Raw genomic sequence first — 25506 nt, forward strand, 5'->3', positions numbered from 1 at the left:
TACTGCTGAGAGTAAGCTAACTCTCCTAGGCTAACATTCTCTTGCCCAGAGCTTGTCAAAAGATAGCGCTTTTTCCGTGTTACACTAACCGCAAATTTTTATCGTCAAAAGTATTAGGAAATATCACTAGGGTTGCGATCGCTATGACCATTCATTCAGGCAACAGATCTAAGAAATCTACTCAAGAACTGCGCTTATCTGTGGGTGAATTAAAACCTGGAACCCAACCCCGATGGAGTTGGGCTGCGGCACCTTTAGCAATGTTGTTATGCCAAGGCGCACTAGCACTGGCAGTTAATGGGGCGATCGCGGCTGAACCGAAAGTCAGTGTGTTAGTGGCGCAGGAATTTAACTTTGAGGCACCACCCCCACCCTCTGATCAGTTTCCTTCGGTGATTGTGCCCCGTGATCCTACCCTACCCACCTTAGAGCCAGCCCCCGCTCCTTTTCCAAATAGCGCTGCTCCAGTCAGCGCGCCATCGCCTAGCATCCGGGCGCTGCCCTCAGAAACTTATTTAGTTTTTGTGAATGGCAATAGCCCCTTAATGCTGGACCAAGTGAGACGAGTTGAGCCAGAGGCTTTTCGCAAAGAATATCGAGGCCGTACAGTCATCCAAGTGGGACAATTTATCGACCAATCGAACGCTAGACGGCGAGCCGAGGCATTGCAAGACCAAGGCATTCGCGCTGAAGTTGCCCAGGTTTCTGGCAGTGGTAGTGGTAATTCAGCATCAGCTAAGCCGAAGGGCTATTATGTGGTGGTTCCAGCGGGAAATAGAGAACTTGCCGCCATTCGAGATCAAGTGAAACGGCTAGCAGGCGATCTACGGGTAAACGTGATTCCCCGAGAAAAGCCGAGAGGGCAGCACATTGCGGTGGGACCTTTCACCAATTGGGATGCTGCTAATTCTTGGAACCGTTATGTCAAAGACTTTGGCATTAACAATGCACGGGTTTACTACGGACGTTAAACCCGACTGGCGATCGCTTGAATCGGTGGGTGGGGGAATAGCACTGTGGCTCCAGGACAAAACAGGCTAGAGCAAATTCAGCAGTTTGTCGTGACTGCCGAGCAAATGCGGGCGATCGAGGGACGGGCATTTGCGGCGGGTATGCCTGTGGCTGCACTGATGGAAAAAGTGGCTGGCTTGATCACGCGACGAGTGCAAGCGCTATATCCACTCTCTACTCATCAAAAAGTTGGGGTGCTGGTAGGGCCAGGGCATAATGGCGGAGATGCCCTAGTCGTGGCGCGGGAGCTGCACTTGCAAGGCTATGCAGTGGTCATCTATCGCCCATTTTCCAAGCTAAAAGAGTTAACCCAGCAGCACGCTCAGTATGCCGAGAGTTTGGGCATTGCCCTGGTAAACGAGATAGAAGCTCTGCAATCCTGTGATTGGTTGATTGATGGCCTGTTTGGGTTTGGGCTAGAGCGATCGCTTTCTGACTCCATCGCCGAAGCTGTAAATCAGATCAACCAGTGGTCAGTGCCAGTCGTGAGCATTGATTTACCTTCTGGTCTGCACACCGATACAGGAGCCGCTTTAGGAACGGCGATTCGGGCTACCCAAACGCTGTGTTTGGGGTTATGGAAGCTAGGGTTACTGCAAGACAATGCCTTGGAGTATGTCGGAACTGCGGAGCTAATTGATTTCGGTTTGCCTCTAGTAGATATTGAGGCAGTACTGGCCGATTCTCCCCGTATTCATCGAATTACACCGCAGACCGCGATCGCCAATTTACCGCTACCTCGCTCCGCCACCAGTCACAAATACAAAATGGGGCACTTACTAGCCATCTGCGGCTCTCATCGTTATACAGGCGGAGCGATTCTGACGGCATTAGGAGCACGAGCTAGTGGTGTGGGCATGCTCTCTGTCGCAGTCCCAGAATCAATTAAGCCGTTGCTTTCCGCCCAGTTACCCGAAGCCCTAATCATTGGTTGCTCAGAAACCAGTAGTGGCGCGATCGCTCAGCTCCCTGAAAGCGTAGAACTGAACTCCTACAATGCGATCGCTTGTGGTCCTGGTTTAACAATGGATGCCAGTGATGTAGTTGAGCGAGTTATAGCTAGCGATCGCCCCTTAGTTTTGGATGCCGATGGCTTGAATGTGTTGGCCCAAGCAGGCACCATCCCAACCCTCACTAAACGCCAAGCTCCCACTGTTCTTACGCCACACTTAGGAGAATTTAAGCGGCTATTTCCAGCCATTGCCGAGGAAATGACGAATCGGGCGATCGCAGTCCGAGAAGCAGCCCAACGAACTAGATCTGTGGTGTTGCTGAAAGGGGCAAGGGTGGCGATCGCGAATCCAGATGGCACCGTTTGGATCAACCCAGCCAGCACACCTGCCTTAGCACGGGGTGGCAGTGGTGATGTACTGACAGGCTTAATTGGAGGACTGTTGGTGCAAGATGTGTTGCAGTCAGCTCCAGTCGAGGCAGCGGTGCAAACGGGAGTTTGGTGGCACGCCGAAGCAGGCATTCTCGCGGCTCAGGAACGCACAGAGTTAGGGGTTGATGCGTTTACGCTGACCCAATATTTGATGCCAGCTTTGCGATCGCATTTACACTAGCAAGACCTAACCCCCAGCCCCTCCCCTGTAGGGAAGGGGAGAAATAAATATTCAACAAAAAACGATCGCCCCTTGTCGAGAAGCGATCGCCTGTAATTAACTCAATTGCAAATCAGCTTTAGTCAAACCAACCCAGGTCAGAATCAGAAGTAGTGTTGCTAGGATAGTGCTTGTGCATTGAGTGTTGAGGAATGCGCTCCTGTAGCACAATGCGATGCGATCGGTAGTCTCGGTTGCCTGAATCAGGCGCAGGAGACTGAGGCACCCTTGCCAACTGTACACTTTGGGGTTTAGCAGGTTCCTTCTTCGCTGCTGCCCTATGGGCTGGTACGAGTGCTGCCCTAGCTGCGGTTTCTGACTTAGCTGGGGGTTCTGGCTTAGCGTTGGATTCAGTCAGTTGCAGAATCACCTTCTTGGCTTCCTCCAGCTCAGACTCCAGCTTCTTGCTGTGCTTCACTTCGGTCTGCAACTTATGAGACAACGACTTCTGCTCATCCAAATCTGTTTGGATGGCAGTAATTTTGTCTAATAAGGACTTTTCAGTTTTCCGAGCCGCTTCTAAATCTTTGCGTAACTCTGCGATCGTGGCTTCTAAGCTTGAAGTGCTACCTGTAGATGGCTTCGGGCTAGCATCATCACTGTGATTCGCCTTACTAGTAGCCTGCTTTGTAGCAGCAGCTTTAGCAGGGGTAGATTTGCCACCTGCACTAGAACCACGCTTAGATTTAGCCGCCGTATCTTCAGGCTGCTCAGGAGCGGCAACAGGTTGAGCCTTGACATCTACAGTCTGTGCTGAGGCGGGCTCGGCATTATTAGGGGTATCGTGGGACGTTTGCACCAACTCCTGACTCCTTTCAACAGTTCCAACTACTTCTGATTCTAGGGACTTCTGAGCCTCCTCTCGCAGCAAATCGCCCAAGCCTTTCTTCACCATCACTTCCTCCAGTCTCTCTGTATCTCTTCTGCAACTCGACGGTAGTCTGCCTCAGCCTCACGAGCATTTTTGCCCCGCCATTGCATAATGGATGCCCCATCTAAAGCTGCGCGCTCATGAGCTTTATACGCTCGAATGAAAGCATTACAAGCAGGGATGCCTAACTCTAGCAAGGTATTTTGAGCTTCTAGCGCTTCTGCCAAACTGCGCGGATCAACTCTGGTCAACAGCACTCGGTGCATTACGCCCGTGGGTATCACCGCCGTTTTCACTGTTTCAATCAACACCGTTAAATCCATTGGCGCAGGAGGGCTGGGAAGTACAAGATAATCCGCCGCTGGCACCACTGCCGCCAAAGCCTCTGAACCCAGAGCAGGGGGCGTATCCACCACAATTAACTCGTAGCCTTTGGTTTTTCTCAATTCCGACAGGCGAACCGCATCTGTTTCCTGCGCTAGGTCAAAGCCAATGCCCTTCACACTCCGCTGTACCCACCAACTAGCCGAGCCTTGCGGGTCTGAATCCACCAGCAGCACTCGGTATTTGTCCGAAAACGCCGCTGCCAGATTAACTGCTGTAGTCGTCTTGCCAACTCCGCCCTTCCCATTGAGTACAGCGAGGATCTTTTGTGGCGAGGACGCTGACTTCAAAGATGATCTCCTTTCGTGCGGGCTAGAAGTTGGCTAGTTGAATGCTATCAAAGCACCTTTGAGGTCGAATATACATCGTTCCTAAGGGTAAAAATTGCTTGGTTTTGATTCTTATTGGCTACCGTTGCCGAAAAACTTGTAAGGTTTCTTCTCAATCTTGCTGTTTCGGCCTTGTCCATTCTGATAAGTTTATTAGGTTAATTTAATTACTAGTACCTGCCTGCTCCCTGACAGATTTGACGCTACAACTGTTCACAGCAGCGTAGGAGGGTTGTAGGGGAAGGGTCATGGCGCTGATTGTCCAGAAATACGGTGGAACGTCTGTTGGTTCGGTAGAACGCATTCAAGCAGTTGCTCAGCGAGTGGTAAAGGCAGTTAAAACTGGCAACTCCTTGGTGGTAGTAGTTTCAGCAATGGGCAAAACCACTGATGGTTTGGTCAAGCTAGCCCATGAGATTTCGACCCATCCCAATCGGCGGGAGATGGATATGCTGCTCTCGACCGGGGAGCAAGTTTCGATCGCCCTGCTCAGTATGGCGATTCAAGAACTGGGCCAACCTGCTATTTCCATGACGGGGGCACAAGTGGGTATTGTCACCGAAGCCGAACATAGTCGTGCCCGGATTCTACACATTCAGCCCGATCGCGTCCAACGGCAATTAGAAGCAGGAAAAGTTGTGGTTGTGGCAGGGTTCCAAGGGGTTGCTAGTCGCGAAGAACTAGAGATTACCACCTTGGGTCGGGGTGGTTCCGACACCTCAGCGGTGGCATTAGCGGCAGCCCTCCGAGCCGATGTCTGCGAAATTTACACCGATGTCCCTGGCATTTTGACCACCGATCCTCGCTTGGTGCCAGACGCGCAACTGATGTCTGAGATTACCTGCGACGAAATGTTAGAGCTGGCGAGTTTAGGAGCCAAAGTGCTGCATCCTCGCGCGGTAGAGATTGCCCGCAACTATGGCGTGCCCCTAGTTGTACGTTCTAGTTGGACAGAGGAACCTGGCACCAGAGTTGTTTCACCCACACCGCAACCTCGCCCCTTAGAAAACCTGGAACTAGCGCGTCCGGTGGATGGCGTAGAGTTCGATACTGACCAAGCCAAGGTTGCTTTACTACATATTCCCGATCGCCCTGGAGTTGCAGCTCGATTGTTCGGTGAGATTGCTACCCAAGACCTAGATGTAGACCTGATTATTCAATCTATTCATGAGGGCAACTCCAACGACATCGCCTTCACTGTCACCAAGAACTCTTTAAACCGAGCTGAAGCTGTAGCCGCCGCGATCGTACCTGCTTTGGGCGCACAACTAGGCTTGGGGCCAGATGCTGCCGATGTCATGGTGCAACGCCAAATTGCCAAAGTTAGTATCGCTGGGGCAGGGATGATTGGTCGGCCTGGGGTAGCGGCGCAAATGTTTTCTACCTTGGCAGCCGCAGGCGTCAACATCCAGATGATTTCCACCTCAGAAGTGAAGGTAAGCTGCGTCATCGATGCGGAGGATTGCGATCGCGCCATTGCTGCTCTATGTGAAACCTTTGAGGTTCACAGTTCCTCCGCCAAGCTCACCCCAGCCGTAGAAGTTCACACCCCCGATGAACCTCCTGTGCGCGGTGTGGCTCTAGACCTGAATCAAGCGCGTCTCGCCATCCGTCACGTCCCTGATCGCCCTGGGATGGCAGCAAAAATCTTCCAGATCTTGGCTGAGCAAAACATCAGCGTAGACATGATCATCCAATCTCAGCGTTGCCGAGTCGTCAACGGAGCCAGCACCCGCGATATTGCCTGCACTGTGGCGCAAATTGATGCCGAGGCTGCCCGCGCCGTACTCGAAAAAGCTGCGCCTGAGCTAGGTTGTGGTGAGATTGTCGTAGACTCTGCGATCGCCAAAGTCAGCATTGTCGGGACTGGCATGGTGGGCAAACCAGGCATCGCCGCCCAGATGTTTGAGGCGTTATCTCAGCACCAAATCAATATCCAAATGATCGCCACCTCCGAGATCAAAGTCAGTTGTGTTGTGGCTCAAGACCAAGGCACGACTGCTCTCCAAGCCATCCACGCCGCTTTCAATCTCTCCGGCAGCCAAAAAATCCAAGTTCCTGCTTAGAGCACCTAACCGCTCGGTCCCCTTCCTTAGTAGGGAAGGGGAAGCAAAGATGCTTTGGGCGTTTTACTGAGGAGCCGCTTCAGGTGCGATCGGTTGAGTCAAGGTACCTGTTGAATTTGGCCCAGCGCCATTCGCTCCAGTACCGTTGGGTCCAGTACCGTTGGGTCCAGCACCATTTGGCACCTGTCCCGGACTAGGGAATAGCTGCACATTGGGACTAAACGTGGGAGATGGATTAGCTCCTGGAGGCTCTAGATTTAATGGATAGGGTGAGGCACCAGGCAACGGCGCTCCACCGGGAAGTGGAGCAACACCAGGCAAAGTAGGATTGGCAGGGTTTGTCTGATTTCCAGCAGGGTTTGGAGTACCAGGTAAGGTCGCTAAAGCCACGCGATCGCCCCCCACCGAGCGCAGCAAATCCAGCACCCGCACCACATCATCATAAATTGCGGTTTTGGGCGCATACAGCACAATCATGCCGTCAGGATTGGTTTGTTGATAGCCCAAAAGTTGCTGATAAAGTACAGCCTCCGTCACCGGATTTTGGTCGATGTAAGTCTGCCCGACCGAATCGATACTGACCACCAACATCTGACGCATTTGGGTAGCAGCAGTACCCGCTTGGGGTAGGTCCACGTTGATAGCTTGCTGTCGCGTCAGTTGCAGAGCTGCCAAGATGAAAAATGTCAGGATACAGAAGATGACATCAATCAGCGGAATAATCTGGATTTGAACTTCTTCGCTGGGAGACTCCAGGTTAATTTTCATGACCTTGTGAAAATAGGGGCAGCAAACTTAATAGTCAGTCAGGTTAGGAGTATCCGTTCTTGTCTCCGCAGTAGAAGGATAGGTGGGAGTCCCACTACCTACCAAAGGCGAAACTCCTTTTCTTTCCAGCCATTGCTGGCGGTGGAGGAGTTCTAAATCGTTACCAGCTTTTCGAAATAGTTTCACTTGATTAAACAGCAGACCTTGAAATAGTCGATAGAATGCCAACGCCAAAATTGCCACAATTAGGCCAGCGGCTGTACTAATCAACGCTTCACCAATACCACTGGTAACCCCTGCCGTAGAAGCAGTACCAATGTCACCAATCCGAATCGATCGTAGCGATTGGATCAAGCCCACGACTGTCCCTAAAAGTCCTAAGAGCGGAGAGAGCGCAATCACTGCTTCCAACGCTTTGTCACCGCGACGCATGGAGGCCAATTCTTCATCAGCAGAGGCTTCCAACGCCAGCTTAAATAACTCTGGGTCAGGGTTTTGTAGTTTTAGAGGCGCGTAGAGAAAACGCCCAACGGGTTGGTCGTCAGCTCTTCTAGCTAAGTCGGCAGCTTTACCCCAATCATGCGGTGCTGCATCCATCACCCGTTCTACTATTTCTTTCTCTTGGGTCAAGATGCGAGACCAAAACCACAAGCGTTCAATAATGGCACTCAGAGCAATGATCGACAAGACCAGCAACGGCCACATTGCGATTCCGCCCTTCTGAAATAGCTCTGCAATATTCACAGTTATTTCCTGCCTCCGTGCATTCCTCAAGCCAGCATTTTCTCTACAGGGTACCTGCAATTGGTGCCAAGAAGTAGAGAGCGATCGCCCGCTGAAATAGTTTCTAGAAAATTAAAAGAGTTTTTAAGTAGAGCTTGCCGACCGGATGCACCAGATATCCACACCAGAAATTCTATGCAAAATTTGCCAAAATCAAGATAACTTCAAAGGCAAGCTTATGAACTTCTCTATTCAATCCGTTTACAACTGGTACCGCGACACCATCCGGAACCCTAAATATCGTTGGTGGATTATTCTCGGCTCGTTGCTGTACTTATTCAGCCCGATTGATATTGCGCCCGATTTTATCCCCGTGATTGGTTGGATCGACGATACCGTAATTCTGACCCTCCTAATCGGTGAAGTCTCCCAGATGCTAACCGCCCGCTTGAAGTCTGCCTCTAAGCCTACTGAGTCAGATGAAGCTTTCGAGTACACCAATAATGCTTCTGCTACTGGTTCTGGTGGTTCCAGCACAGTTGATGTAGATGCTGTTTCCGTTAAATAGTGCTGCATAGTGCCGCTAAATGATGGGGAAGTCGCGATCGCCCCATGCCATCACTAATACTCCTGCATCACTTACAACTGCATAACTTCTATTGCCCCTCCGGATTGGTGCTCGTTGATGACCAGACTAGAGGGGATTTTGCTGTGCTTTTTGGCTTTGGGGCAGATTTATGGCCTTTTTTTGAGATAAAGAGATCTAGCTGGATTTCTGCTAACTCAGCTAATCTTCATTAGCCTAGTAGGTACATTGCTGTTGATAGCTGTGGTTTTAGATGACTTTTCCTAGCCGCTGGGTTCAATTGAATCCTTCTCGTAGCCTTCAAGCTCGATTGGGGTTAGCAACAGGTGGCATTGTGCTGCTTCTATCAATCTTGCTGAGCTGGTTGGTAGGGTATACCACGAGTGTGCAGCTACAAAATACTCAGGGGCAATCTCTGGCCGAGTTGGCTTATCAAATGGCCGACAAGCTTGATCGCGGCATGTTTGAGCGCTACCGCGAGATCCAAATTTTGGCGGCTCTGCCACCCATTCGAGAGGCAACTTATTCGCAACCAGCTCGGCGATCGCTATTAGAAAAGTTGCAATCCACCTTTTCTGACTACGCCTGGATTGCGCTGATCGATCCTCAGGGCAACGTACTTACAAGTACAGGCGGCATTCTCGAAGGGGTTAGTGTTGCTTCAAGGGATGTGTTTCAGCAGGGACGCAACAAAACTTTTGTGGGCGATGTTCACGATGCCGTCATGCTGGCTAAGCTGCTACCACATCCGAATGGCGAACCTCTAAGATTTCTCGACTTAGCAGCTCCGGTGCTCAGTGAGCAGGGGCAGTTTCAAGGCGTGATTGCAGCGCATCTCAGTTGGGCCTGGGCGGAAGAAGTGAAGAAGTCTTTGCTGGAGCCGCTGGGACAGCATAGCCAAGTCGAAATTTTTGTGCTGAGTACTGACGGCAAAGTCTTACTGGGACCAGATGCTTTGCAAGGCAAAACCCTCACCGTACCGAGTGTGCAGAAGGTGCAAGCGAACCAGAATGACTATCTGCTTGAATCTTGGGCAGGGGAAGGAAAATTTCTAACTGGATTTGCTTGCGCTCAAGGGTATCGAGATTACCCCGGTTTAGATTGGCTTGTGCTAGTGAGGCAAAAAGCAGAGGTGGCGCTAGCCCCTGCTCGCAAACTGCAAAGGCAAATTTTGGGACTGGGTTTAATCTGTGGTGTTGGGTTTGCGCTCCTCAGTTGGCTGAGCGCTAGTCGCATTGTTGATCCGATGTTGGAAATTGCCGCGATCGCCAACCGGATGAGACAAGGAGACCAACGAGTACCAATTCCGCTCTTGGAGGGGCGAGACGAGCTAGCCAAACTATCGCAATCTCTGCGCTACCTGGTTTCAACGCTAAACGGACAACAAGAGGCGTTGTACCAAAGTGAAGAGCAATATCGATTACTCTCAGAAGCGCTACCCCAGTTTGTTTGGCTTTTAGATCCGGAAGGACAAGTTGAATACTGCAATCGCTATTGGTACAACTACACTGGCTTGAGTGAAGCTCAAACTCTAGGCTGCGGCTGGGAAGTAGCGCTACACCCAGAGGATTACGCTCACACGAGACGACAGTGGCGGCAAGCGACCAAAACAGGCGCTCCCTGCGAGATTGAGTACCGAATGCGCTCAGCTACCGGAGAATATCGCTGGTATCTAGCTTCCCTAGGCCCAGCCCATGACCAAGCAGGACGCATTATCAAATGGGTGGGCACGGCTATTGACATAGAAGCTCGTAAGCGAGTGGAGGTGGAACGAACCGAACTACTGAATCGAGAAAAAACCGCCCGCGAACAAGCAGAAACGGCTAACCAGCTCAAAGACGAGTTTCTGGCGGTGTTGTCCCACGAGTTGCGATCGCCCCTGAACCCAATTTTGGGATGGGCCAAGTTACTACGGACTCGCCAATTTGACCCAGAAACAACGGATCAAGCTCTAGAAACGATTGAACGTAACGCTAAGCTACAAGCCCAACTTGTAGAAGATTTGCTCGATGTCTCTCGGATTCTGCAAGGTAAGTTGAGCTTAAATGTCGCCACCGTGAACCTAGCGACAACCATTCAATCGGCGATCGAAACAGTGCGGTTAGCCGCAACGGCAAAGTCGATTCAGATTCACGCGGAGCTAGATCAATGGGTGGGGTTGGTGGCGGGAGATGCCAACCGACTTCAGCAAGTCGTGTGGAACTTACTATCGAATGCGGTCAAGTTTACGCCTGCTGGCGGCAACGTAGAAGTGCGCTTAGAGGCGATCGCGCCTTATGCCCAGATTCAAGTGATCGATACAGGCCGAGGCATTCGTCCAGAATTTCTACCTCATGTTTTCGATCATTTTCGGCAGGCGGACAGTAGCACGACTCGGCAGTTTGGTGGCTTGGGCTTAGGTCTTGCGATCGTGCGTCAAGTCGTTGAGTTGCATGGCGGTACAGTACAAGTAGACAGCCTGGGCGAAGGAATGGGAGCAACTTTCACTGTGCGGCTACCCATGATGCAAGCCGCGACCGAAACAGAGCCTCAGCCATCCTTAGTTTCAGAAGAAACGAGTCTAGAGGGCATTAGAGTTCTAGTGGTAGATGACGAGGCCGATATGAGGACATTAGCCAGCACAGTCCTCAAGCAAGCAGGGGCTGAGGTGAAGCTAGCTGCCTCCGCAAGTGAGGCATTGGCAGTTTTGCGCCAGTCAGGAGCGGACGTGTTGGTGAGTGATATTGGTATGTCTGAAATGGATGGCTATCGGCTGATTCGCCAAGTCAGAACCATTGATCAAGATCTGGAGGAACCCATTCCCGCGATCGCCCTCACCGCCTACGCTGCTGATTCTGACCAAAAACAAGCCCTGTCAGCTGGCTTCCAAAAGCATTTGGCTAAACCTGTGGAACCGGATGAACTCATTCAAGCGATCGCAACCCTGGTAAAACCAAAAGCTTCACGGTAACTGGTCGAACAAGTAGATTGAATCACACAAGCGATGGAAGTGATATATATCACTTTCTAACTTCATGTCATTTCCACTCCTTCGGGGCTTCCTCCGTAACATCGCAATCCATTAATTTAGCAAGAGTTATTCTCATAGCTCCTAATCAGCGTCAGCAGGGGCTTCAGTTCTGCTATGTCCAGATCCGCAGACCAAAAAACAATTGAGCAGCCATTACCGTTAGCAGATTTATGGTTGCTGCTGATAGAAGATGAGCCAGATACTGCTGAGTTGCTAACTTTCGTCCTGGAACAGTATGGGGCTCAAGTCATCACTGTGAAGTCGGGCTACGAAGCGCTCAAAACAATGGAATGCTTTGTTCCCAACGTGCTCATTACTGATATTCGGTTGCCTGATACAGATGGTTGGTCGCTCTTAGCCGAGGTAAGAGCTTTAGGGGACCAAAAAAGGATACAAGCTGTTCCTGCGATCGCCATTACTAATTACAGCACCAAGCTATTAGACCAACAAGTAAACAGCAAAGCGTTAGCTGTCGGGTTTCAGAAGTACTTTTCCAAGCCGCTAGAGTTTAATGAATTTGTGATGGCTGTGGCTGAGTTAGCTCAACGTCAGTCCTACTAGAACCTTAGGCTTACTAATGCGATCGCGTTTTGTCATCGTCTGCCCAAGAACCAAATCACTAAAGCAATCCCCAACCCAATTAAAATTGCCACCAAAATCAGCGTAGACCAAGAAATACCAACCATAGATCAGGTTCGCTTTTCGTAGCGTAACTGTGGGACAATCATATCTTTGCAAGAATCTTATGACTGCTGCGTATATTCAAGGCGAAACTGAGTTCAATACGCTTTTAGAGAGCGAGCCACTGTTGGTAGTAGACTGTACAGCTACTTGGTGCGGTCCTTGTAAACTAGTTGCCCCTTTAGTCGATCAACTGGCAATAGATTATAGCGATCGCGCGAAGGTCTGCAAACTAGATCTTGACTCCAACAAGGATGTAGCTAAGCGGTTTGGCATCCGCAGTATTCCTGCCATCATGATCTTTAAGCAAGGCGAATTAGCAGAAACGCTAGTAGGCGCTAAACCCTATGCAGAGTTCACCAGCGCTCTAGATAAATACCTTGCTTAATCTTAAAAAGATAAGCACTTTTGTGTAACCACAGAAGACGTATTTGGAAGTAGAGGGAAAGCTTAAAACTCTCTACTTCCCTTCATCAAAATGTCATAGAAACTTTTTATTTGAGCAGCGATCGCTTTGCAGGTATCTAAATATAGCTATATTTTAGCGATCGCTTTGGCGCTTGAATTAGCAGATTGAGGAGGAGGTAAGACCTCTCTGCTTTGCTAAGCCGATCCTAATTAAAGTAATTGAAATACTCTTAACTTCAGCTATTGAATATAGCTAAAGATACTCTTTGAGCAGAACTCTAAGAGCAATTTTTCAGTATCTCATCAGAGTAATAGAAGTACTAATAACTATTCTCTAAATTCTATTTACAGATATTCATAGGAGTGAACGGCCGTTCGCCCCTACAGCCAATCATTTGTAGCCTGATTTTCGGGAATTGATTAAGAGCAGCAGGCTAGAAATAATCAAACCTCACTATTAATGGTTACCTACACTAATTTGACAACTTCATTTTGGCTGATTCTAGAACTGAGTTAAGTCAGGCTGCATCGTTAATCACAGTCACTATCTATGCCTGTAGATAGGCTACCGCCCATACTATCTATCCCTGCAGATTAGTTAAGTACTTACTGCTTATTGTTAAATTGTCGCTAACAACGCTTGGTTTAGAAGGTGTAAAAAGTTTTGCTTAAAGCTGTATAAAGCAATGTTTTGGGTGCATCTTCTAGGCAGGCGTTAAACGAATTTTATACAGTTTTTGACACCAAAAAGGAAGCAGTTGTAATGGCAGACAATTATCAATCTGTAATTCAGCCTGAGGAGAATATTTCTTCTGTAGGCACCGCACAACCCTACGCTGGCACAACAGAAAGAAGCGCAGATTATAGAGCCGTTGAAGTACCAAAAGAGCCAGTCACCTATAGCCCTTCCACGGAAGCCAAATCTGTAGATAAAGCAATGAGTCCTGCCTTGTCTAGAGCCTTAGTAGGCGGACTAATTGGTGCCACATTAGGCACATTGGCTGGCGCTCTAGCGGGTAGAAAAACCTCTGAAGGTGTTAATCATGCCATCAAAGGCGTTAGTAATGCTTTTAGGACAATCGGTGAAGGCTTAGGTCAAACTGCGAAAGGCGTAGGAGACGCAGCCAAGAGCGTCGGTGAAGGTGTAACTTATGCTGTGGTTGGTGGTAGTTCCGATGCAGCCAAAGGTATTGTTGAAGGCGCTAAGCAAGCAGGAATGGCGACAGCAAATGTAGTGCAAGCAACAGCAGAAGGCGTTAACGAAACGATTCAACGTGCAGCGCATTCCATTGAAGTTTCTAGTGAATCTGCTAAGCAATCTATTACTGATGTAGCAGAGCAAAGTAAAGAGATGGTTAAGGACAACGCAATATCCACAAGTCAAAAGTTTGACAGCGTTGAAAGTGGATATGTTAGCCCTATTGATCCAGTATTTGACCCCACTGCTAGTTCAGCTGATGCTTTTGATTCCAGCATTAGCTCAACTGGTATTTAGAGCACCTATCTGAGACCTAATAGTAAACCGTTGTAATGAGCAACCAAGGAGGTGATAACAGTGACTAACAGCGATCAGCTTTTAAATGAAGAGGAAGACAACACTAGTAGCTTAGCAAAAGTGATGATTGGAGCCTTAATAGGCGCTACAGTAGGCGGCATTGCTGGTGCTTTAACTAATAAGCGTGTAGTCAGTCGAATTAATCAGACCGTTAAAGATGTTGGCAATGCCGCTAAAGATGCGGCTAGAGGGGTCAACGATACGGTTAAAGGAGTTGGCGATGCCGTGCAGTCAGTTGCTATGGGCGTGAATGATACGGTCAGTGATGTTGGAGGGGCAGTTAAAGATGCGGCTGAGGGTGTGAATGGTACTGTGAAGGACACATTTTATTCTGTCAAAGACACAGCAGCAGATGTTAACACCACCGTCAAAAATACTTTAGACAGTATCAAGCACCAGTCTGAAGACATCATGGAATCTCCCAAAAATAGTATTGATGTGCCAGCTGAGGAAATGCTTTATAAGCTAGTACCCGTTAGCCCAAGCAAACCAGAGTCGTAAGTCTTGAATCTTGCGATTTCTGCCAAATTCCTATTTTGGCTAAAACACTTTTTTGAGCTTTGGCGTTTTAATCCGTTCTAAAAAGACTGCCTACTAACACTAAGTTGGTAGGTAGTTTTTGCAAGGAAAATATACAAAGTTGAATCTGAAAAACCATAAGAAATTGTGATTTTATTCAATCCTAGGATTGATGAATATAGATTTTTTAAATGTTCTAAATGTTTGGTAGAGACATAGCAGTATCACAATAATTATTATGGGCTGGTTACAAAAGCTTTTTCTGAAAAAACAATTTCAAGAGCAAGAACAGCCATCCACTGATTCCAGAATGCGAGATTCTAAGATGGTGCAAGTCGTGGCAGAAGAAGTAATTATGGCTGTAGCACACTGGTTAACCGCTGTCGTGAATCGTAGTTTACAGCCTAAGCCTGCTCCTCAACCCAAAGTTGAAGAACAACCTGTGGTCAATAACACCAGTGAGACAGAGCAATTATTGCTGAAACTTAGCACCTTAGTAGAACGATTGTATGAACGCGATCAAGCAATGGCAGCTTTAGAAAAGCGGATTAATTCGATCGAGCAATACCTGGGAGAAAAAGGTGCTTTGGGACAGCATATGAAAGACTCTCGTCAGGCGATCGCTGCTCTAGAGAGCCGCCTTGATTGTGTGGAAACTTTGACACAACAAATTACACCTTCTTTAGAAAAAGCAGAACTAAATACCCAGCTAATTACAGTTTTAGAAAATCGCACTAAATTAGTGGAAAGCTTATTAGTTAGATTTAGAGTGGTGCCCAGATCGGTAGGAGGAAACTCTCAAGCGATCGCTCTATTAAAAAATCGTGTCGAGGCTTTAGAAGCTGCTCAAGATTTAAACCCGGAAAGCAGCCATAAAAACGTACCTGTCGCCAAAGTTTTCTAAAACATTAAATTCCTAACTTGATGAGTAGAGGTTTCTCAAATTCTAGAGGAGCTTCTATTTTTGTTTAGGTAAAGTTTAGGCAAAACCGGAAGTGGAAATAACAGTGTTAGGTCTGAGCGATCGCCTTACTTTTAGTCTATAACCCTGCAAAAGCTAACTTATTAGGAGCCTATATAACTTATTAGGAGCCTATAATTTAAATTTGGGAATGATAGAAGCATTGTGTCTTTAGAATCATTCGTATGTTTGATGAGCTATTCAAGAATTTGACGGGCTTGATTGGTTCTAAAGTGCAGGAAGCTGCCAAAGAGTTTGAAAAACGTCTCGCTGTTCCTGAACCCGCAGAACCATTTACCCTCATCCGCCAATTCACGATGGCTGACCCAACCAGCACAAAAGGAGGCATTGCGATCGTTGGGGAAAGCTGGCGGGTTGAAGCCTATGACGATAATTCCCTACGCCTAATTGACAACGAGCCTCTGCGAAAGGTCATTTTGTTCGAAATCGTCGAGCCGACTGACCCAGAATGTGTCCTTGCCTGCCGATTTCAAGCAAAGGCACTAAATACCGAAAAAGCAATCACAGTGAAGTTGGGTTTGTGTAAGCAAAGGCAAGTAGGCACATCGGCAAAAGCTTGGTCGACAAGCGTTTCACCAACTGAAGATTTCCATTCTTTTGAAATTCGCGCTCACTTCAAGCAAGACACTACCCCTGCTAAAGTTCAGGTGATTATCGAATTTGAAAGTAGCGGCATTCTTGAGATTAGGAATATCGAACTCCTGCAAGCTCCCGTGAAATTGCAAGCGTAGTCGTCCCAACTAAAAAAGCACCCCTTTAACTTAAAGCAGGTGCTTTTTAGACCAAATCTATATCAGCTATTTACGTTGGTCGCTGAAATAAGGGCGAACGACGGGACTCGAACCCGCGAGTAGTGGAACCACAATCCACTGCCTTAACCTCTTGGCCACGCTCGCCATTGCGTTTCTAAGTATAGCACCCCTTTGAGAAAATTCTCCAGATCTGGGAGCAAAAAAACTGGATTTGCAATCAGTTAATCTGTAATGGGTAAATCGAGCGATTCACTCAGCACAGATCACGGCAGAGCAATTCTTAGCAGGGTTTTATGAAAGGTGTCAGGACAGCCGCATTGTTAACCGGGTTGGTGGCTCTGCTAGGCGTAGGAGTTGGCTCAGCAGTGACCAATCCGAGTGAAGCGGCTTACAACAAGTATGCAGCTGAGCAGCTAGGCGCATACTTAAAAGATAATATTTGCTCTCAAGCTCCCACTGCTTTCGGCTTGCAAAAGCGCTGTCTCTCCTTAGCCGCCAACAATCGTGGCGAGATGGAGCAACTAATCGCTGAAAATACCCAGCGCCAAGACTATATCTTCTTTAGTACTTACCAAACTGATTTATCGATCAATTCACTCCTGCCGCCTTATCTCTCGCTTGGTGGCTCTTTTTTGCCCGCTTACCGTTTCGAGACGGTCGGGGCATTTAATACTTTCTATATTCACAAAGCTCAAAGACGGTAGGGCGATCGCGACTGGTAGCGGGTTGCATTTAACGCTTGTAGGGCTTGGGGGCTGAAGCAATATTCAAGAATTGTGAGAAATTGTTCTAGCAGCTCAGAAATCCTTTAGGTATAGAACATTACCTAATCCGCGATCGCCCATGAGCTACTGCCTGAATCCGGATTGCCAACGACCGACCAACCCCAGTGCTACTCAGTTCTGTCAGCATTGCGGAGGTCGCCTGTTACTCAGAGAGCGTTATCGGCCCCTCCAACCGTTAGGTCGAGGCGGGTTTGGTAGAACCTTTTTAGCAATAGATGAGGATCTCCCCTTCAAGCCGCTTTGCGTTATTAAGCAACTGCATGTGCCGAGACATACAGGCAGCCACTTCACAAAGGCAGTGGAGCTGTTTCACCGGGAAGCAATGCGCTTGCAAGAGTTGGGGGAATATCCTCAAATTCCCAGATTACTCGCCCACTTTGAGCAAGAAAAACGGCTGTACTTAGTCCAAGCCTGGATTAGTGGGCAGACCCTGGCACAGGAACTGCATGAACAAGGCAGATTTAGCGAGGGCAAGATTTGGGAATTGCTGCAAGACTTGCTGCCTGTGTTGCAGTTTATCCATCAGCACCAAGTTATTCATCGAGACATTAAGCCTGCCAATATTATTCGCTACAGCCGGACTCCAACGTTGCCACAAGGGAGCTCAGTCTGGTCTGGTTTATCTGCTTCAGGAATCGATCCAGCAGCTCGATCGTTAGTGGAGTCATTGAGCGATCGCAAATTAGTGTTGATTGATTTTGGCGTGGCAAAATCTCTAGCTAGCCCTACGCCTTGCACTGGCACGATTATTGGCAGCCCAGAGTATATGCCACCGGAGCAAATCAAAGGTAAGGTTGTGCCTGCCAGCGATCTTTACAGTTTGGGAGTCACCTGCATTCATCTGCTGACCCAAGTGCCTGCGTTAGATATGTTCGACATTGCCAACAACCACTGGGCGTGGCGCGATTTTTTGCTCAAGGGAACCAGAATTAGCGATCGCTTGGGGCAGATTCTAGACAAACTTCTCCAGGAGGCTATCAGCCAGCGCTATCAGTCAGTGGATGAAGTGTTGCAAGCTATCAATGCCAGTCAAATCACGAGTCAGCTTACCTCGGTTCAGGCTGGGGCGCTGCATCTATCGCCACTCACCTCGGCCTCAGCGCGATCCTCTGCTGTAACTCCTGCTCATCGCCCTGGTCAGTTAAGCTCAGCCATCGGAGTGGACTATACAAAGTTGCGAGATTTGTTAGCCGCAGCCCATTGGAAAGAAGCTGACCAAGAGACTTGGGCTGTGCTCTGTCAAGCTTTGAGTAAGCCACTGGGTCGCTATTTGCTGCCCGGTGACCTGAGCAAATTGCCCTGTGAAGACTTGCAGTCGATCGATGGCTTGTGGATGAAACACAGCCAGAGGCGGTTTGGTTGGACGGTGCAAGTCCAGGTATATCAAAGTGTCGGTGCAGATTACGGCAGCTTTTGCCAACGAGTCGGCTGGCCTCTGCACAACTCCACTTCTAGCTATAGCAGCCTCAAATTCAACCGTTCGGCGCCGATCGGCCATTTACCTTCACGGGTTTGGGTAGGAGGCTCCTACTGGTGGCGACACATGGAAGCGATCGCGACAAAATTAACTGAATGTAGCCCGCATTCTATGAAGAAAATTGGAGTAAACCCAGCTTGAGATCTACAAGGAAAGTTGTAGAGATTATAAAATTCCAAATTTTATTTATGTGAATTAATCTCACTTAATTGAAGCTGAAGGTCTACGAAAATAAGGGCGATCGCGATCTGAGTAAAGTTTTCTCCAGCAGAATTCCTAAGTGTGTTGACAATCATTCCTAATAGAAATAAATCTCTGTGTTGACTATCAGAATCAGCATGGTAAATTGAGCTTATTCACAGTCTTGAAGACAGTGACACGGGAGGGGAAACGATGTCTGAAACTCAAAACTTATTACGTTCTGTTGACCAGGTTTACGATAATCCAATTTTGCTGGAGCGGAGTGTAACTGTTCCTGTCTGTGAAGGGCTAAACATTGCCCTCGCAAGTTTCCAGGCGCTCTATCTGCAATATCAAAAGCACCATTTTGTCGTTGAAGGTGCAGAATTTTATTCCCTACACGAATTTTTCTCGGAAGGTTACGAAGCTGTCCAAGGCCATGCTCATGATGTGGGCGAACGCTTAGATGGTTTGGGTGGTGTGCCAGTGGCTAGCTTTACCAAGCTGGCAGAACTTTGCTGCTTTACTCCAGAGCCAGATGGGGTTTTCTCTTGCCGTCAAATGGTAGAGAACGACTTGCAAGCGGAGCAAGCCCTAATCAAGCTGTTGCGTCGTCAAGCAGGTCAAGCTGAAAGCCTAGGCGATCGCGCTACTCGCTACCTCTATGAGCAAATCTTGCTGAAGACGGAAGACCGAGCGTTCCACTTGGCTCACTTCCTGACTCACGACAGCCTAACTTTGGCCTTTGTTCAGGCAGCTAATTCGAGTAATTAAAGGTTTTGCCAAAAGGTTGTAAACCCAATTACACTCTTCGCTAAACTTCGCTGAGGTGCCATTAGGCACCTTTCTTTTTGGCCAGAAGCTCTAAATCTAAAAAAGTTGTAACTTTAACCAGAACTTTGTATTTTAGCTTGTTGCTTTCCTTAGCTAATCCATTTCAGGCATAACCCTAAGAAATGGGGCTATGTTGAATCGTCTTGATCACGATCCTATTTGAGTAGCAGAAATCGCAAATTTGTGAGATAAACAGCGACTATTTATACAAAGTATTGAGATTGTAAAGATACAATTTACAAAGAAGACCTCTATCTTTTCGGCGCACTCTTGAACTTACCCTCTGCCTATTTGTTGGTGTTTCATGGTAGCCGTGATCCTCGGCCGGCGATCGCGGTGGAACAGTTAGCGCTATTGGTCAGCAAAGAGATTCAACAGCGCTATCACTTATGGGATGAGGGCCAAGATATGGCACCGCGCTTAAGTTATGTTGGTAGCCCTTACTCAGCAGAAGGCGGGCTGACACCGACTGTTGCTTTAACTCCAGCGACTATTTATAATCCACGGTTGCCCTTAGTTGAGACTGCCTGCCTAGAGCTAGGCCCTCAGCCTCTACATCAACAAATTCAACAATTTGGCGATCGCATTTTGGCCTTAAAGCGGCAGCAAGTGCTTCAGATTGAATCTTCACTCATGCAATTAGTGCCCCTATTTTTGTTGCCTGGGGTGCATGTAATGGAAGACATTCCTACCGAAGTGGAATTGGCTCAAACCGCTCTAGATTCACACCTTAATTTACAGATTTGCCCTTACTTGGGCACGCACCCGAACTTAGTGCAACTCTTAGCAAATCAGATGGCTGCGGCTAGCGTGGATGCTTGGATTTTGCTGTCGCATGGGAGTCGCCGCCCTGAGGCAAATGCGCCTACCGAGGCGATCGCCACGCAACTGAAAGCTGTGCCAGCTTATTGGTCAGTTCCACCCAATCTGGAATCCACTGTGGCTGACTTGGTGCAGATGGGGCATCACCGAGTTGGTATCATGCCCTACTTTTTGTTCGCTGGGGGAATCACAGATGCGATCGCTCAGTTAGTAACTCGGCTGTCTTGGCAATTTCCAGAGATAGAACTCGCGTTGGCCGAGCCAATAGGGACCAGCCCAGCTTTAGCCTCCCTGGTTTTAGACCTTGCCTTGAGTGCTGTCCCCAGCTAGCGATCGCCCTATGCAACTTGCTAGCAAATACCACGTCAAAATTGGGTATTTTTTGTATCAAATCTTTCAGTTTTGTGAAACCAACTCTCTTAGGCTGAAACATTGCCAATTCAGTTGGTGCACGATTTTCGGTTCCTCCTCTCCCCGCTTGCCTCAAAACTTCTATGACTGCTGAAGCTAACCTTGCGCCTGCTCCGACTCGAATCTGCCTCGGTAAAGTGTATCTAGTTGGGGCGGGGCCAGGAGACCCCGGATTGCTGACGGTAAAAGGCAAGACCTTGCTGGAGTGCGCCGATGTCGTCATCTACGATGCGTTGGTTAGTCCGCAGATTTTGGACTTGATTAATCCCCACGCTGAGAAAATCAATGCAGGCAAGCGACGAGGGCGACACTCCTTAGTTCAGGAAGAAACCACCCAACTACTAATTGAGAAAGCTCAAACTCAAGCTGTGATCGTGCGTTTGAAGGGAGGCGACCCGTTTGTGTTCGGGCGTGGCGGCGAAGAAATGGAAGACTTGATCCAGGCAGGAGTGCCTGTAGAAGTGGTGCCAGGGGTAACTTCTGGAATTGCTGCCCCTGCCTACGCTGGAATTCCCCTCACCCATCGATCGCACAGTTCTTCTGTCACCTTTGTCACAGGTCACGAATCTGCTGGCAAGTATCGTCCAGAGGTAAATTGGGCTGCGCTCGCCCACGGCTCAGAAACAATCGTGGTCTATATGGGCATTCACAACTTGCCCCACATCCTGAGCGAGCTGCAAGCGGCTGGACTGGGAGCAGAGACCCCCATCGCCTTAATCCGCTGGGGCACTCGTCCCGACCAAGAAGAGCTGATTGGCACCTTCAGCACCATCGTGGCCCAGATGGAAGCTGCTGAGTTTAGTGCTCCGGCGATCGCGGTGATTGGCTCGGTCGTTAATTTACATGGGCTGCTTTCTGGTTCTCGACCTTCGGAGTTGGGGGTAAGGCGTGAGCAGTAAGGAGGTAGGAGTGAGGAGTGAGGGTGAAAACTTATTTCTCGTTCTAGTAAATAGCAACTGCAAATAGCCTTGGAGCGGCTGCACAACCGACAATGGAAGAAGCGCATCCATGATTCGGTTTTGAGGGCTGGTTACTTTGGCTTTAGAAGTTAATTTACAGGTTGAACAGGCTGGGGAACGGCTCGATCGCTGGCTATCGGAGCAACTGCCTGACTTGTCTCGTTCGCGGTTGCAAAAGCTGATTGAGCAAGGCCAAGTGCATGTGAATGGTCAAGTCTGCACCTCCAAGAAAGCCACGGTGCAGATGGGCGATCGCGTGCAGGTCGAGATTCCTGAAGCGCAACCACTGGAGTTGCAGCCTGAAGCCATTCCCCTGGATATTCTCTACGAAGACGACCATCTACTGATTGTGAATAAGCCTGCTGGGCTAGTGGTCCATCCCGCACCGGGGCATGAATCAGGCACGCTGGTACACGCGCTGCTGGCTCACTGTCAAACTTTGTCTGGATTAAATACTCTGCCTGGAATTGGCGGCGTGCAGCGACCAGGAATTGTCCATCGTCTCGACAAAGATACCAGTGGGGCGATCGCGATCGCTAAAACTGACCAGGCCCATCACCATTTACAAGCCCAACTAAAAGCAAAAACGGCTCGCCGGGAATATCTAGCTGTGGTTTACGGTTCCCCCAACGCCGAAAGTGGCACCATTGACCTGCCCATCGGTCGGCATCCCGTAGATCGTAAAAAAATGGCGATCGTTGCGGAAGCAAAGGGAGGACGCCGAGCTGTGACCCATTGGCGAGTATTGGAGCGCTTGGGGAACTACACGCTGATGCACTTTCAGCTAGAGACTGGCCGCACTCATCAAATTCGGGTCCACAGTGGCCATATAGGTCATCCCATCGTCGGAGATCCGGTTTATAGTTCCCAGCGCCCTATCGGTGTAAACCTGCCCGGTCAAGCGCTACATGCTTGGAAACTCCGATTGCAACACCCTGTCTCAAACGACTGGATCGAAGCGACAGCCCCTCCTCCGCCCGTTTTTAAGACGCTCTTAGAAGTCTTAAAGAAACGAATTGCTTTACCAAACTTAAAGATTTAGTCGAAAATTTGCGTTACACATATCTACACAAGAGCCGAGTTTGCGAGAAACAACTCGAAATTTAGATCCTTTGCTATATCTGGTTTTGAGGTTTTATTAAGAATCTATAAAACTATTAATTGGTAGTGACTAAGTATAAATACTCTAGAAAAATGTAACGAAATGTTTTGAATTTTCTGGTTAATGGTCGGCTGAAGCCTTTGATTGATAAGGATTTGAATTAATCGTTCGCATAGATTCGCTGGTTTTAATAACTTGTAATAAATAAAGCCTTTACCGCGGTGTATAAAAATAACCTGAAGGGTATAAACAACAGGCAAAAGTTGACCAAAGCGCCGAGTTATTGAGTTTTGAGTTCTCTCATACAAATATGAAATTTTCTCAGATTTCTTAAATTGCCTTTACTTTTACCGTCGGTAACGAGTTAGAGGGTGGGAGAGCTAAATAGTTTTGGTTGATGTCTGTTGCAACCTTTCTGGGCTACCTGAGCAGCTTCAAGTGGCTGAACTAACATCCCAGCTCTGAATCCAGATTCAAACTCAAGTCAAAATTAGGAGAAAAAGTCCATGTTAGATGCATTCGCCAAGGTTGTTTCTCAGGCTGATGCTAAGGGTGAATTCCTCAGCACCTCTCAGCTCGATGCTTTGACCAACATGGTTAAAGAAGGCAACAAGCGCCTGGATGTTGTTAACCGCATCACTGGCAACGCTTCCACCATCGTTGCTAATGCAGCTCGCGCTTTGTTCGAAGAACAGCCTCAGTTGATCCAACCCGGCGGTAACGCATACACCAACCGTCGGATGGCTGCTTGCCTCCGCGACATGGAAATCATCTTGCGTTATGTAACCTACGCAACCATCGCTGGTGATTCCAGTGTTCTTGACGATCGCTGCTTGAATGGCCTCCGCGAGACCTACCAAGCTCTAGGTGTACCTGGTGGTTCTGTGGCTTCTGGCGTTCAAAAAATGAAAGATGCTGCGATCGCAGTTGCTAACGACCCCAACGGTATCACCAAGGGCGATTGCAGTGCGTTGGTCTCCGAACTCGCTAGCTACTTCGACCGCGCTGCTGCTGCAGTTGGCTAATTAAGCCTCTGTTTCAACCAAGTCACGGAATACGTTTCTACAAAAACTTTGCAGAACAGGATATTTAGGGAGATACCGTAACTATGAAGACCCCCATTACCGAAGCGATCGCTGCAGCAGATACTCAAGGCCGTTTCCTCAGCAACGCTGAGATGCACCAAGTTTATGGTCGCTATGAGCGTGCCGCTGCTGCTATGGAAGCTGCTCGTGCTTTGACCAGCAATGCTCAAAAATTGGTTGATGGTGCAGCTAATGCTGTTTACCAGAAATTCCCTTACACCACTCAGCAAGCTGGCAATAACATGGCTTCTGATGCTCGTGGTAAGTCCAAGTGTGCTCGTGACATCGGTTACTACGTGCGCATCATCACCTATAGCTTGGTAGCTGGTGGCACAGGTCCTTTGGATGAGTACCTCCTCGCTGGTCTAGATGAAATGCACCGGACCTTCGACCTCTCCAACAGCTGGTACGTTGAAGCTCTGAAGCACATCAAAGCTAACCACGGTATCACCGGACAAGCTGCTGTAGAAGCTAACGCTTACATCGACTACGCGATCAACGCTCTAAGCTAATTGAACGCATGGCCCGGAAAGATATGCAAGTGCTGGCGAGTGTTAGCAGTTGTTTATCTTCCCGGGCATTGTTTTTCTCAATTTGAATATAAGAATCTTCGAAAATCTTTTGTGTTGGGAGGGCATGCATGAGCGGTTTAGCAGCGTCCAATTTGGCGGCAGCAGGGAAGCTCGGTGTTTCTGCTTTTGATGCGACCAGAGTAGAATTGCGTCCAGACTGGTCAGAAGATGATCTTCGGGCCGTAATCCGGGTTGCCTATCGCCAAGTTTTAGGCAATGACTACGTGATGAAGTCTGAGCGCCTCAGTAATAGCGAGTCTCAACTCCGCCAAGGCAACATCACGGTGCGGGAGTTTGTCCGGGCGATCGCGAAGTCCGACCTTTATAAAAACAAATTTCTTTTTCCTAATTCCAATACGCGCTTTATTGAACTGAATTACAAGCACTTACTCGGTCGTGCTCCCTATTCAGAAGACGAAATCAATTTTCACCTTAACCTTTACAACGAAAAAGGTTACGACGCTGAAATCGACTCTTACATCGACAGCGCTGAATACGAAGATAACTTTGGCAACAACGTAGTTCCTTACTACCGTGGCTTTTCGGTTGATCCTGGTGTTAGAACCACGGGCTTTACCCGCATGTTCCGCCTTTACCGGGGTTATGCCAATAGCGATCGCGCTCAAGTTGCAGGTAAAGCTCCTCACGTATTCCGCGAGTTGGCTCAAAACCGCGCTTCTAGCATCGTGAAGCCTACGGGTGAAGGTAGCCGTAGCTTCCATAGCAGCGTTGGTGATGACACTCCCAACAAGGCATTGGGTGGCTCTTGGGGCGAAGGCGGACGGATTTATCGTCTAGAGGTGACAGGAATTCGCAACCCTGGATATCCCAAAGTTCGTCGCAGCAGTGTTGCTTATCTCATTCCCTACGAGCAGATGCTCCCCAAGATGCAGCAGATTCATCGCATGGGCGGCACAATTGTCAGCGTTACGCCTGCTTAAGGCTGCTGATCGCATCTTACTGAATTAAGTCTTTAAGAAAAGACGGTAATGGCAGGCATCAGTTTAATGAGCTTGCCATTACTGCCTGC

At 48.6% G+C, this 25506-nt stretch carries 24 protein-coding genes and 1 tRNA gene; 20 read left to right on the forward strand and 5 right to left on the reverse strand.

Annotated elements, in window-relative coordinates:
* The first annotated feature begins 143 nt into the window (after positions 1-143).
* Both H6F90_RS28500 and H6F90_RS28505 read left to right on the forward strand, forming a co-directional pair.
* The gene (locus H6F90_RS28500; RefSeq protein ID WP_190555334.1) at positions 144-971 is read left to right on the forward strand and encodes an SPOR domain-containing protein; all 828 of its coding nucleotides are present in this window, start codon (positions 144-146) and stop codon (positions 969-971) included.
* Between the two features lie 45 nt (positions 972-1016).
* A complete protein-coding gene (locus tag H6F90_RS28505) occupies positions 1017-2576 on the forward strand; it encodes an NAD(P)H-hydrate dehydratase (RefSeq protein WP_190555335.1) in 1560 nt (519 codons plus the stop codon).
* 118 nt (positions 2577-2694) lie between these two features.
* Here H6F90_RS28505 and H6F90_RS28510 read toward each other — a convergent pair whose 3' ends face one another.
* On the reverse strand, positions 2695-3510 hold the full coding sequence (locus H6F90_RS28510) for a hypothetical protein (RefSeq protein WP_190555336.1): 816 nt from the start codon (positions 3508-3510) through the stop codon (positions 2695-2697).
* On the reverse strand, positions 3510-4160 hold the full coding sequence (locus H6F90_RS28515) for a ParA family protein (protein ID WP_190555337.1): 651 nt from the start codon (positions 4158-4160) through the stop codon (positions 3510-3512). The genes H6F90_RS28510 and H6F90_RS28515 overlap by 1 nt, the downstream gene beginning before the upstream one ends.
* Before the next feature lie 287 nt (positions 4161-4447).
* Here H6F90_RS28515 and H6F90_RS28520 point away from each other — a divergent pair, with 287 nt between their 5' ends.
* Entirely contained in the window at positions 4448-6265 is a 1818-nt protein-coding gene (locus H6F90_RS28520) for an aspartate kinase (protein ID WP_190555338.1), read from the forward strand.
* 63 nt (positions 6266-6328) lie between these two features.
* Here the strand turns inward: H6F90_RS28520 and H6F90_RS28525 are convergent, their stop codons facing one another.
* A complete protein-coding gene (locus H6F90_RS28525; RefSeq protein ID WP_190555339.1) occupies positions 6329-7033 on the reverse strand; it encodes a biopolymer transporter ExbD in 705 nt (234 codons plus the stop codon).
* Between the two features lie 27 nt (positions 7034-7060).
* The gene (locus H6F90_RS28530) at positions 7061-7777 is read right to left on the reverse strand and encodes a MotA/TolQ/ExbB proton channel family protein (RefSeq protein WP_190555340.1); all 717 of its coding nucleotides are present in this window, start codon (positions 7775-7777) and stop codon (positions 7061-7063) included.
* A gap of 217 nt (positions 7778-7994) precedes the next feature.
* Between H6F90_RS28530 and H6F90_RS28535 the strand changes: the two genes are divergently transcribed.
* From H6F90_RS28535 to H6F90_RS28570, 8 genes are all read left to right on the forward strand, one after another.
* Complete coding sequence (locus tag H6F90_RS28535; RefSeq protein ID WP_190438198.1) at positions 7995-8324, forward strand: YkvA family protein; 330 nt, start codon at positions 7995-7997, stop codon at positions 8322-8324.
* A 271-nt stretch (positions 8325-8595) separates the two neighbouring features.
* A complete protein-coding gene (locus H6F90_RS28540; RefSeq protein WP_190555341.1) occupies positions 8596-11292 on the forward strand; it encodes an ATP-binding protein in 2697 nt (898 codons plus the stop codon).
* 174 nt (positions 11293-11466) lie between these two features.
* Positions 11467-11913, forward strand: a complete 447-nt coding sequence (locus H6F90_RS28545) for a response regulator (protein ID WP_190438204.1) — start codon at positions 11467-11469, stop codon at positions 11911-11913.
* Between the two features lie 184 nt (positions 11914-12097).
* The gene (gene trxA, locus H6F90_RS28550) at positions 12098-12421 is read left to right on the forward strand and encodes a thioredoxin (RefSeq protein ID WP_190438208.1); all 324 of its coding nucleotides are present in this window, start codon (positions 12098-12100) and stop codon (positions 12419-12421) included.
* A 783-nt stretch (positions 12422-13204) separates the two neighbouring features.
* Positions 13205-13936 (forward strand): hypothetical protein, encoded by a 732-nt coding sequence (locus H6F90_RS28555; RefSeq protein ID WP_190555342.1) that lies wholly within the window; start codon positions 13205-13207, stop codon positions 13934-13936.
* Positions 13937-13996: 60 nt separating this feature from the next.
* Positions 13997-14497 (forward strand): YtxH domain-containing protein, encoded by a 501-nt coding sequence (locus tag H6F90_RS28560; protein WP_190555343.1) that lies wholly within the window; start codon positions 13997-13999, stop codon positions 14495-14497.
* Positions 14498-14825: 328 nt separating this feature from the next.
* Positions 14826-15419, forward strand: a complete 594-nt coding sequence (locus tag H6F90_RS28565) for a hypothetical protein (RefSeq protein ID WP_190555344.1) — start codon at positions 14826-14828, stop codon at positions 15417-15419.
* A gap of 242 nt (positions 15420-15661) precedes the next feature.
* Entirely contained in the window at positions 15662-16228 is a 567-nt protein-coding gene (locus H6F90_RS28570; protein WP_190555345.1) for a hypothetical protein, read from the forward strand.
* 92 nt (positions 16229-16320) lie between these two features.
* Here H6F90_RS28570 and H6F90_RS28575 read toward each other — a convergent pair.
* Positions 16321-16393: transfer RNA gene (locus H6F90_RS28575), tRNA-His, on the reverse strand.
* A 149-nt stretch (positions 16394-16542) separates the two neighbouring features.
* On the opposite strand from H6F90_RS28575, the gene H6F90_RS28580 reads away from it, so the two are divergent.
* The 9 genes from H6F90_RS28580 (at position 16543) to H6F90_RS28620 (ending at position 25417) form a co-directional block, all read left to right on the forward strand.
* Complete coding sequence (locus H6F90_RS28580) at positions 16543-16953, forward strand: DUF4359 domain-containing protein (protein WP_190438220.1); 411 nt, start codon at positions 16543-16545, stop codon at positions 16951-16953.
* A 139-nt stretch (positions 16954-17092) separates the two neighbouring features.
* Positions 17093-18652 (forward strand): serine/threonine-protein kinase, encoded by a 1560-nt coding sequence (locus H6F90_RS28585; protein ID WP_190555346.1) that lies wholly within the window; start codon positions 17093-17095, stop codon positions 18650-18652.
* Between the two features lie 252 nt (positions 18653-18904).
* Positions 18905-19465, forward strand: coding sequence for a Dps family protein (locus H6F90_RS28590; RefSeq protein ID WP_190555347.1), 561 nt, complete (start codon positions 18905-18907; stop codon positions 19463-19465).
* 330 nt (positions 19466-19795) lie between these two features.
* Positions 19796-20677 carry a sirohydrochlorin chelatase gene (locus tag H6F90_RS28595; protein WP_190555348.1) on the forward strand — a complete coding sequence of 294 codons (882 nt, stop codon included), beginning with the start codon at positions 19796-19798 and terminating at the stop codon, positions 20675-20677.
* Positions 20678-20841: 164 nt separating this feature from the next.
* Entirely contained in the window at positions 20842-21657 is an 816-nt protein-coding gene (gene cobA / locus H6F90_RS28600; protein WP_190555349.1) for a uroporphyrinogen-III C-methyltransferase, read from the forward strand.
* A gap of 136 nt (positions 21658-21793) precedes the next feature.
* The gene (locus H6F90_RS28605) at positions 21794-22759 is read left to right on the forward strand and encodes an RluA family pseudouridine synthase (RefSeq protein WP_190555350.1); all 966 of its coding nucleotides are present in this window, start codon (positions 21794-21796) and stop codon (positions 22757-22759) included.
* Between the two features lie 566 nt (positions 22760-23325).
* Positions 23326-23844, forward strand: coding sequence for a phycocyanin subunit beta (locus H6F90_RS28610; RefSeq protein WP_190438236.1), 519 nt, complete (start codon positions 23326-23328; stop codon positions 23842-23844).
* Between the two features lie 83 nt (positions 23845-23927).
* Positions 23928-24416, forward strand: a complete 489-nt coding sequence (gene cpcA / locus H6F90_RS28615) for a phycocyanin subunit alpha (protein WP_190438238.1) — start codon at positions 23928-23930, stop codon at positions 24414-24416.
* Between the two features lie 128 nt (positions 24417-24544).
* Positions 24545-25417, forward strand: a complete 873-nt coding sequence (locus H6F90_RS28620) for a phycobilisome linker polypeptide (RefSeq protein WP_190438240.1) — start codon at positions 24545-24547, stop codon at positions 25415-25417.
* Positions 25418-25506 lie beyond the last annotated feature (89 nt).

It is taken from the genome of Trichocoleus sp. FACHB-591 (assembly GCF_014695845.1).
Lineage (GTDB): Bacteria > Cyanobacteriota > Cyanobacteriia > FACHB-46 > FACHB-46 > Trichocoleus.

Coding starts and splice junctions, on each gene's coding strand:
- H6F90_RS28500 (WP_190555334.1), top strand. CDS start 144: ATGACCATTCATTCAGGCAACAGATCTAAGAAATCTACTCAAGAACTG.
- H6F90_RS28510 (WP_190555336.1), bottom strand. CDS start 3,510: ATGGTGAAGAAAGGCTTGGGCGATTTGCTGCGAGAGGAGGCTCAGAAG.
- H6F90_RS28520 (WP_190555338.1), top strand. CDS start 4,448: ATGGCGCTGATTGTCCAGAAATACGGTGGAACGTCTGTTGGTTCGGTA.
- H6F90_RS28525 (WP_190555339.1), bottom strand. CDS start 7,033: ATGAAAATTAACCTGGAGTCTCCCAGCGAAGAAGTTCAAATCCAGATT.
- H6F90_RS28535 (WP_190438198.1), top strand. CDS start 7,995: ATGAACTTCTCTATTCAATCCGTTTACAACTGGTACCGCGACACCATC.
- H6F90_RS28540 (WP_190555341.1), top strand. CDS start 8,596: ATGACTTTTCCTAGCCGCTGGGTTCAATTGAATCCTTCTCGTAGCCTT.
- H6F90_RS28545 (WP_190438204.1), top strand. CDS start 11,467: ATGTCCAGATCCGCAGACCAAAAAACAATTGAGCAGCCATTACCGTTA.
- trxA (WP_190438208.1), top strand. CDS start 12,098: ATGACTGCTGCGTATATTCAAGGCGAAACTGAGTTCAATACGCTTTTA.
- H6F90_RS28555 (WP_190555342.1), top strand. CDS start 13,205: ATGGCAGACAATTATCAATCTGTAATTCAGCCTGAGGAGAATATTTCT.
- H6F90_RS28565 (WP_190555344.1), top strand. CDS start 14,826: ATGCGAGATTCTAAGATGGTGCAAGTCGTGGCAGAAGAAGTAATTATG.
- H6F90_RS28570 (WP_190555345.1), top strand. CDS start 15,662: ATGTTTGATGAGCTATTCAAGAATTTGACGGGCTTGATTGGTTCTAAA.
- H6F90_RS28580 (WP_190438220.1), top strand. CDS start 16,543: ATGAAAGGTGTCAGGACAGCCGCATTGTTAACCGGGTTGGTGGCTCTG.
- H6F90_RS28585 (WP_190555346.1), top strand. CDS start 17,093: ATGAGCTACTGCCTGAATCCGGATTGCCAACGACCGACCAACCCCAGT.
- H6F90_RS28590 (WP_190555347.1), top strand. CDS start 18,905: ATGTCTGAAACTCAAAACTTATTACGTTCTGTTGACCAGGTTTACGAT.
- cobA (WP_190555349.1), top strand. CDS start 20,842: ATGACTGCTGAAGCTAACCTTGCGCCTGCTCCGACTCGAATCTGCCTC.
- H6F90_RS28610 (WP_190438236.1), top strand. CDS start 23,326: ATGTTAGATGCATTCGCCAAGGTTGTTTCTCAGGCTGATGCTAAGGGT.
- cpcA (WP_190438238.1), top strand. CDS start 23,928: ATGAAGACCCCCATTACCGAAGCGATCGCTGCAGCAGATACTCAAGGC.
- H6F90_RS28620 (WP_190438240.1), top strand. CDS start 24,545: ATGAGCGGTTTAGCAGCGTCCAATTTGGCGGCAGCAGGGAAGCTCGGT.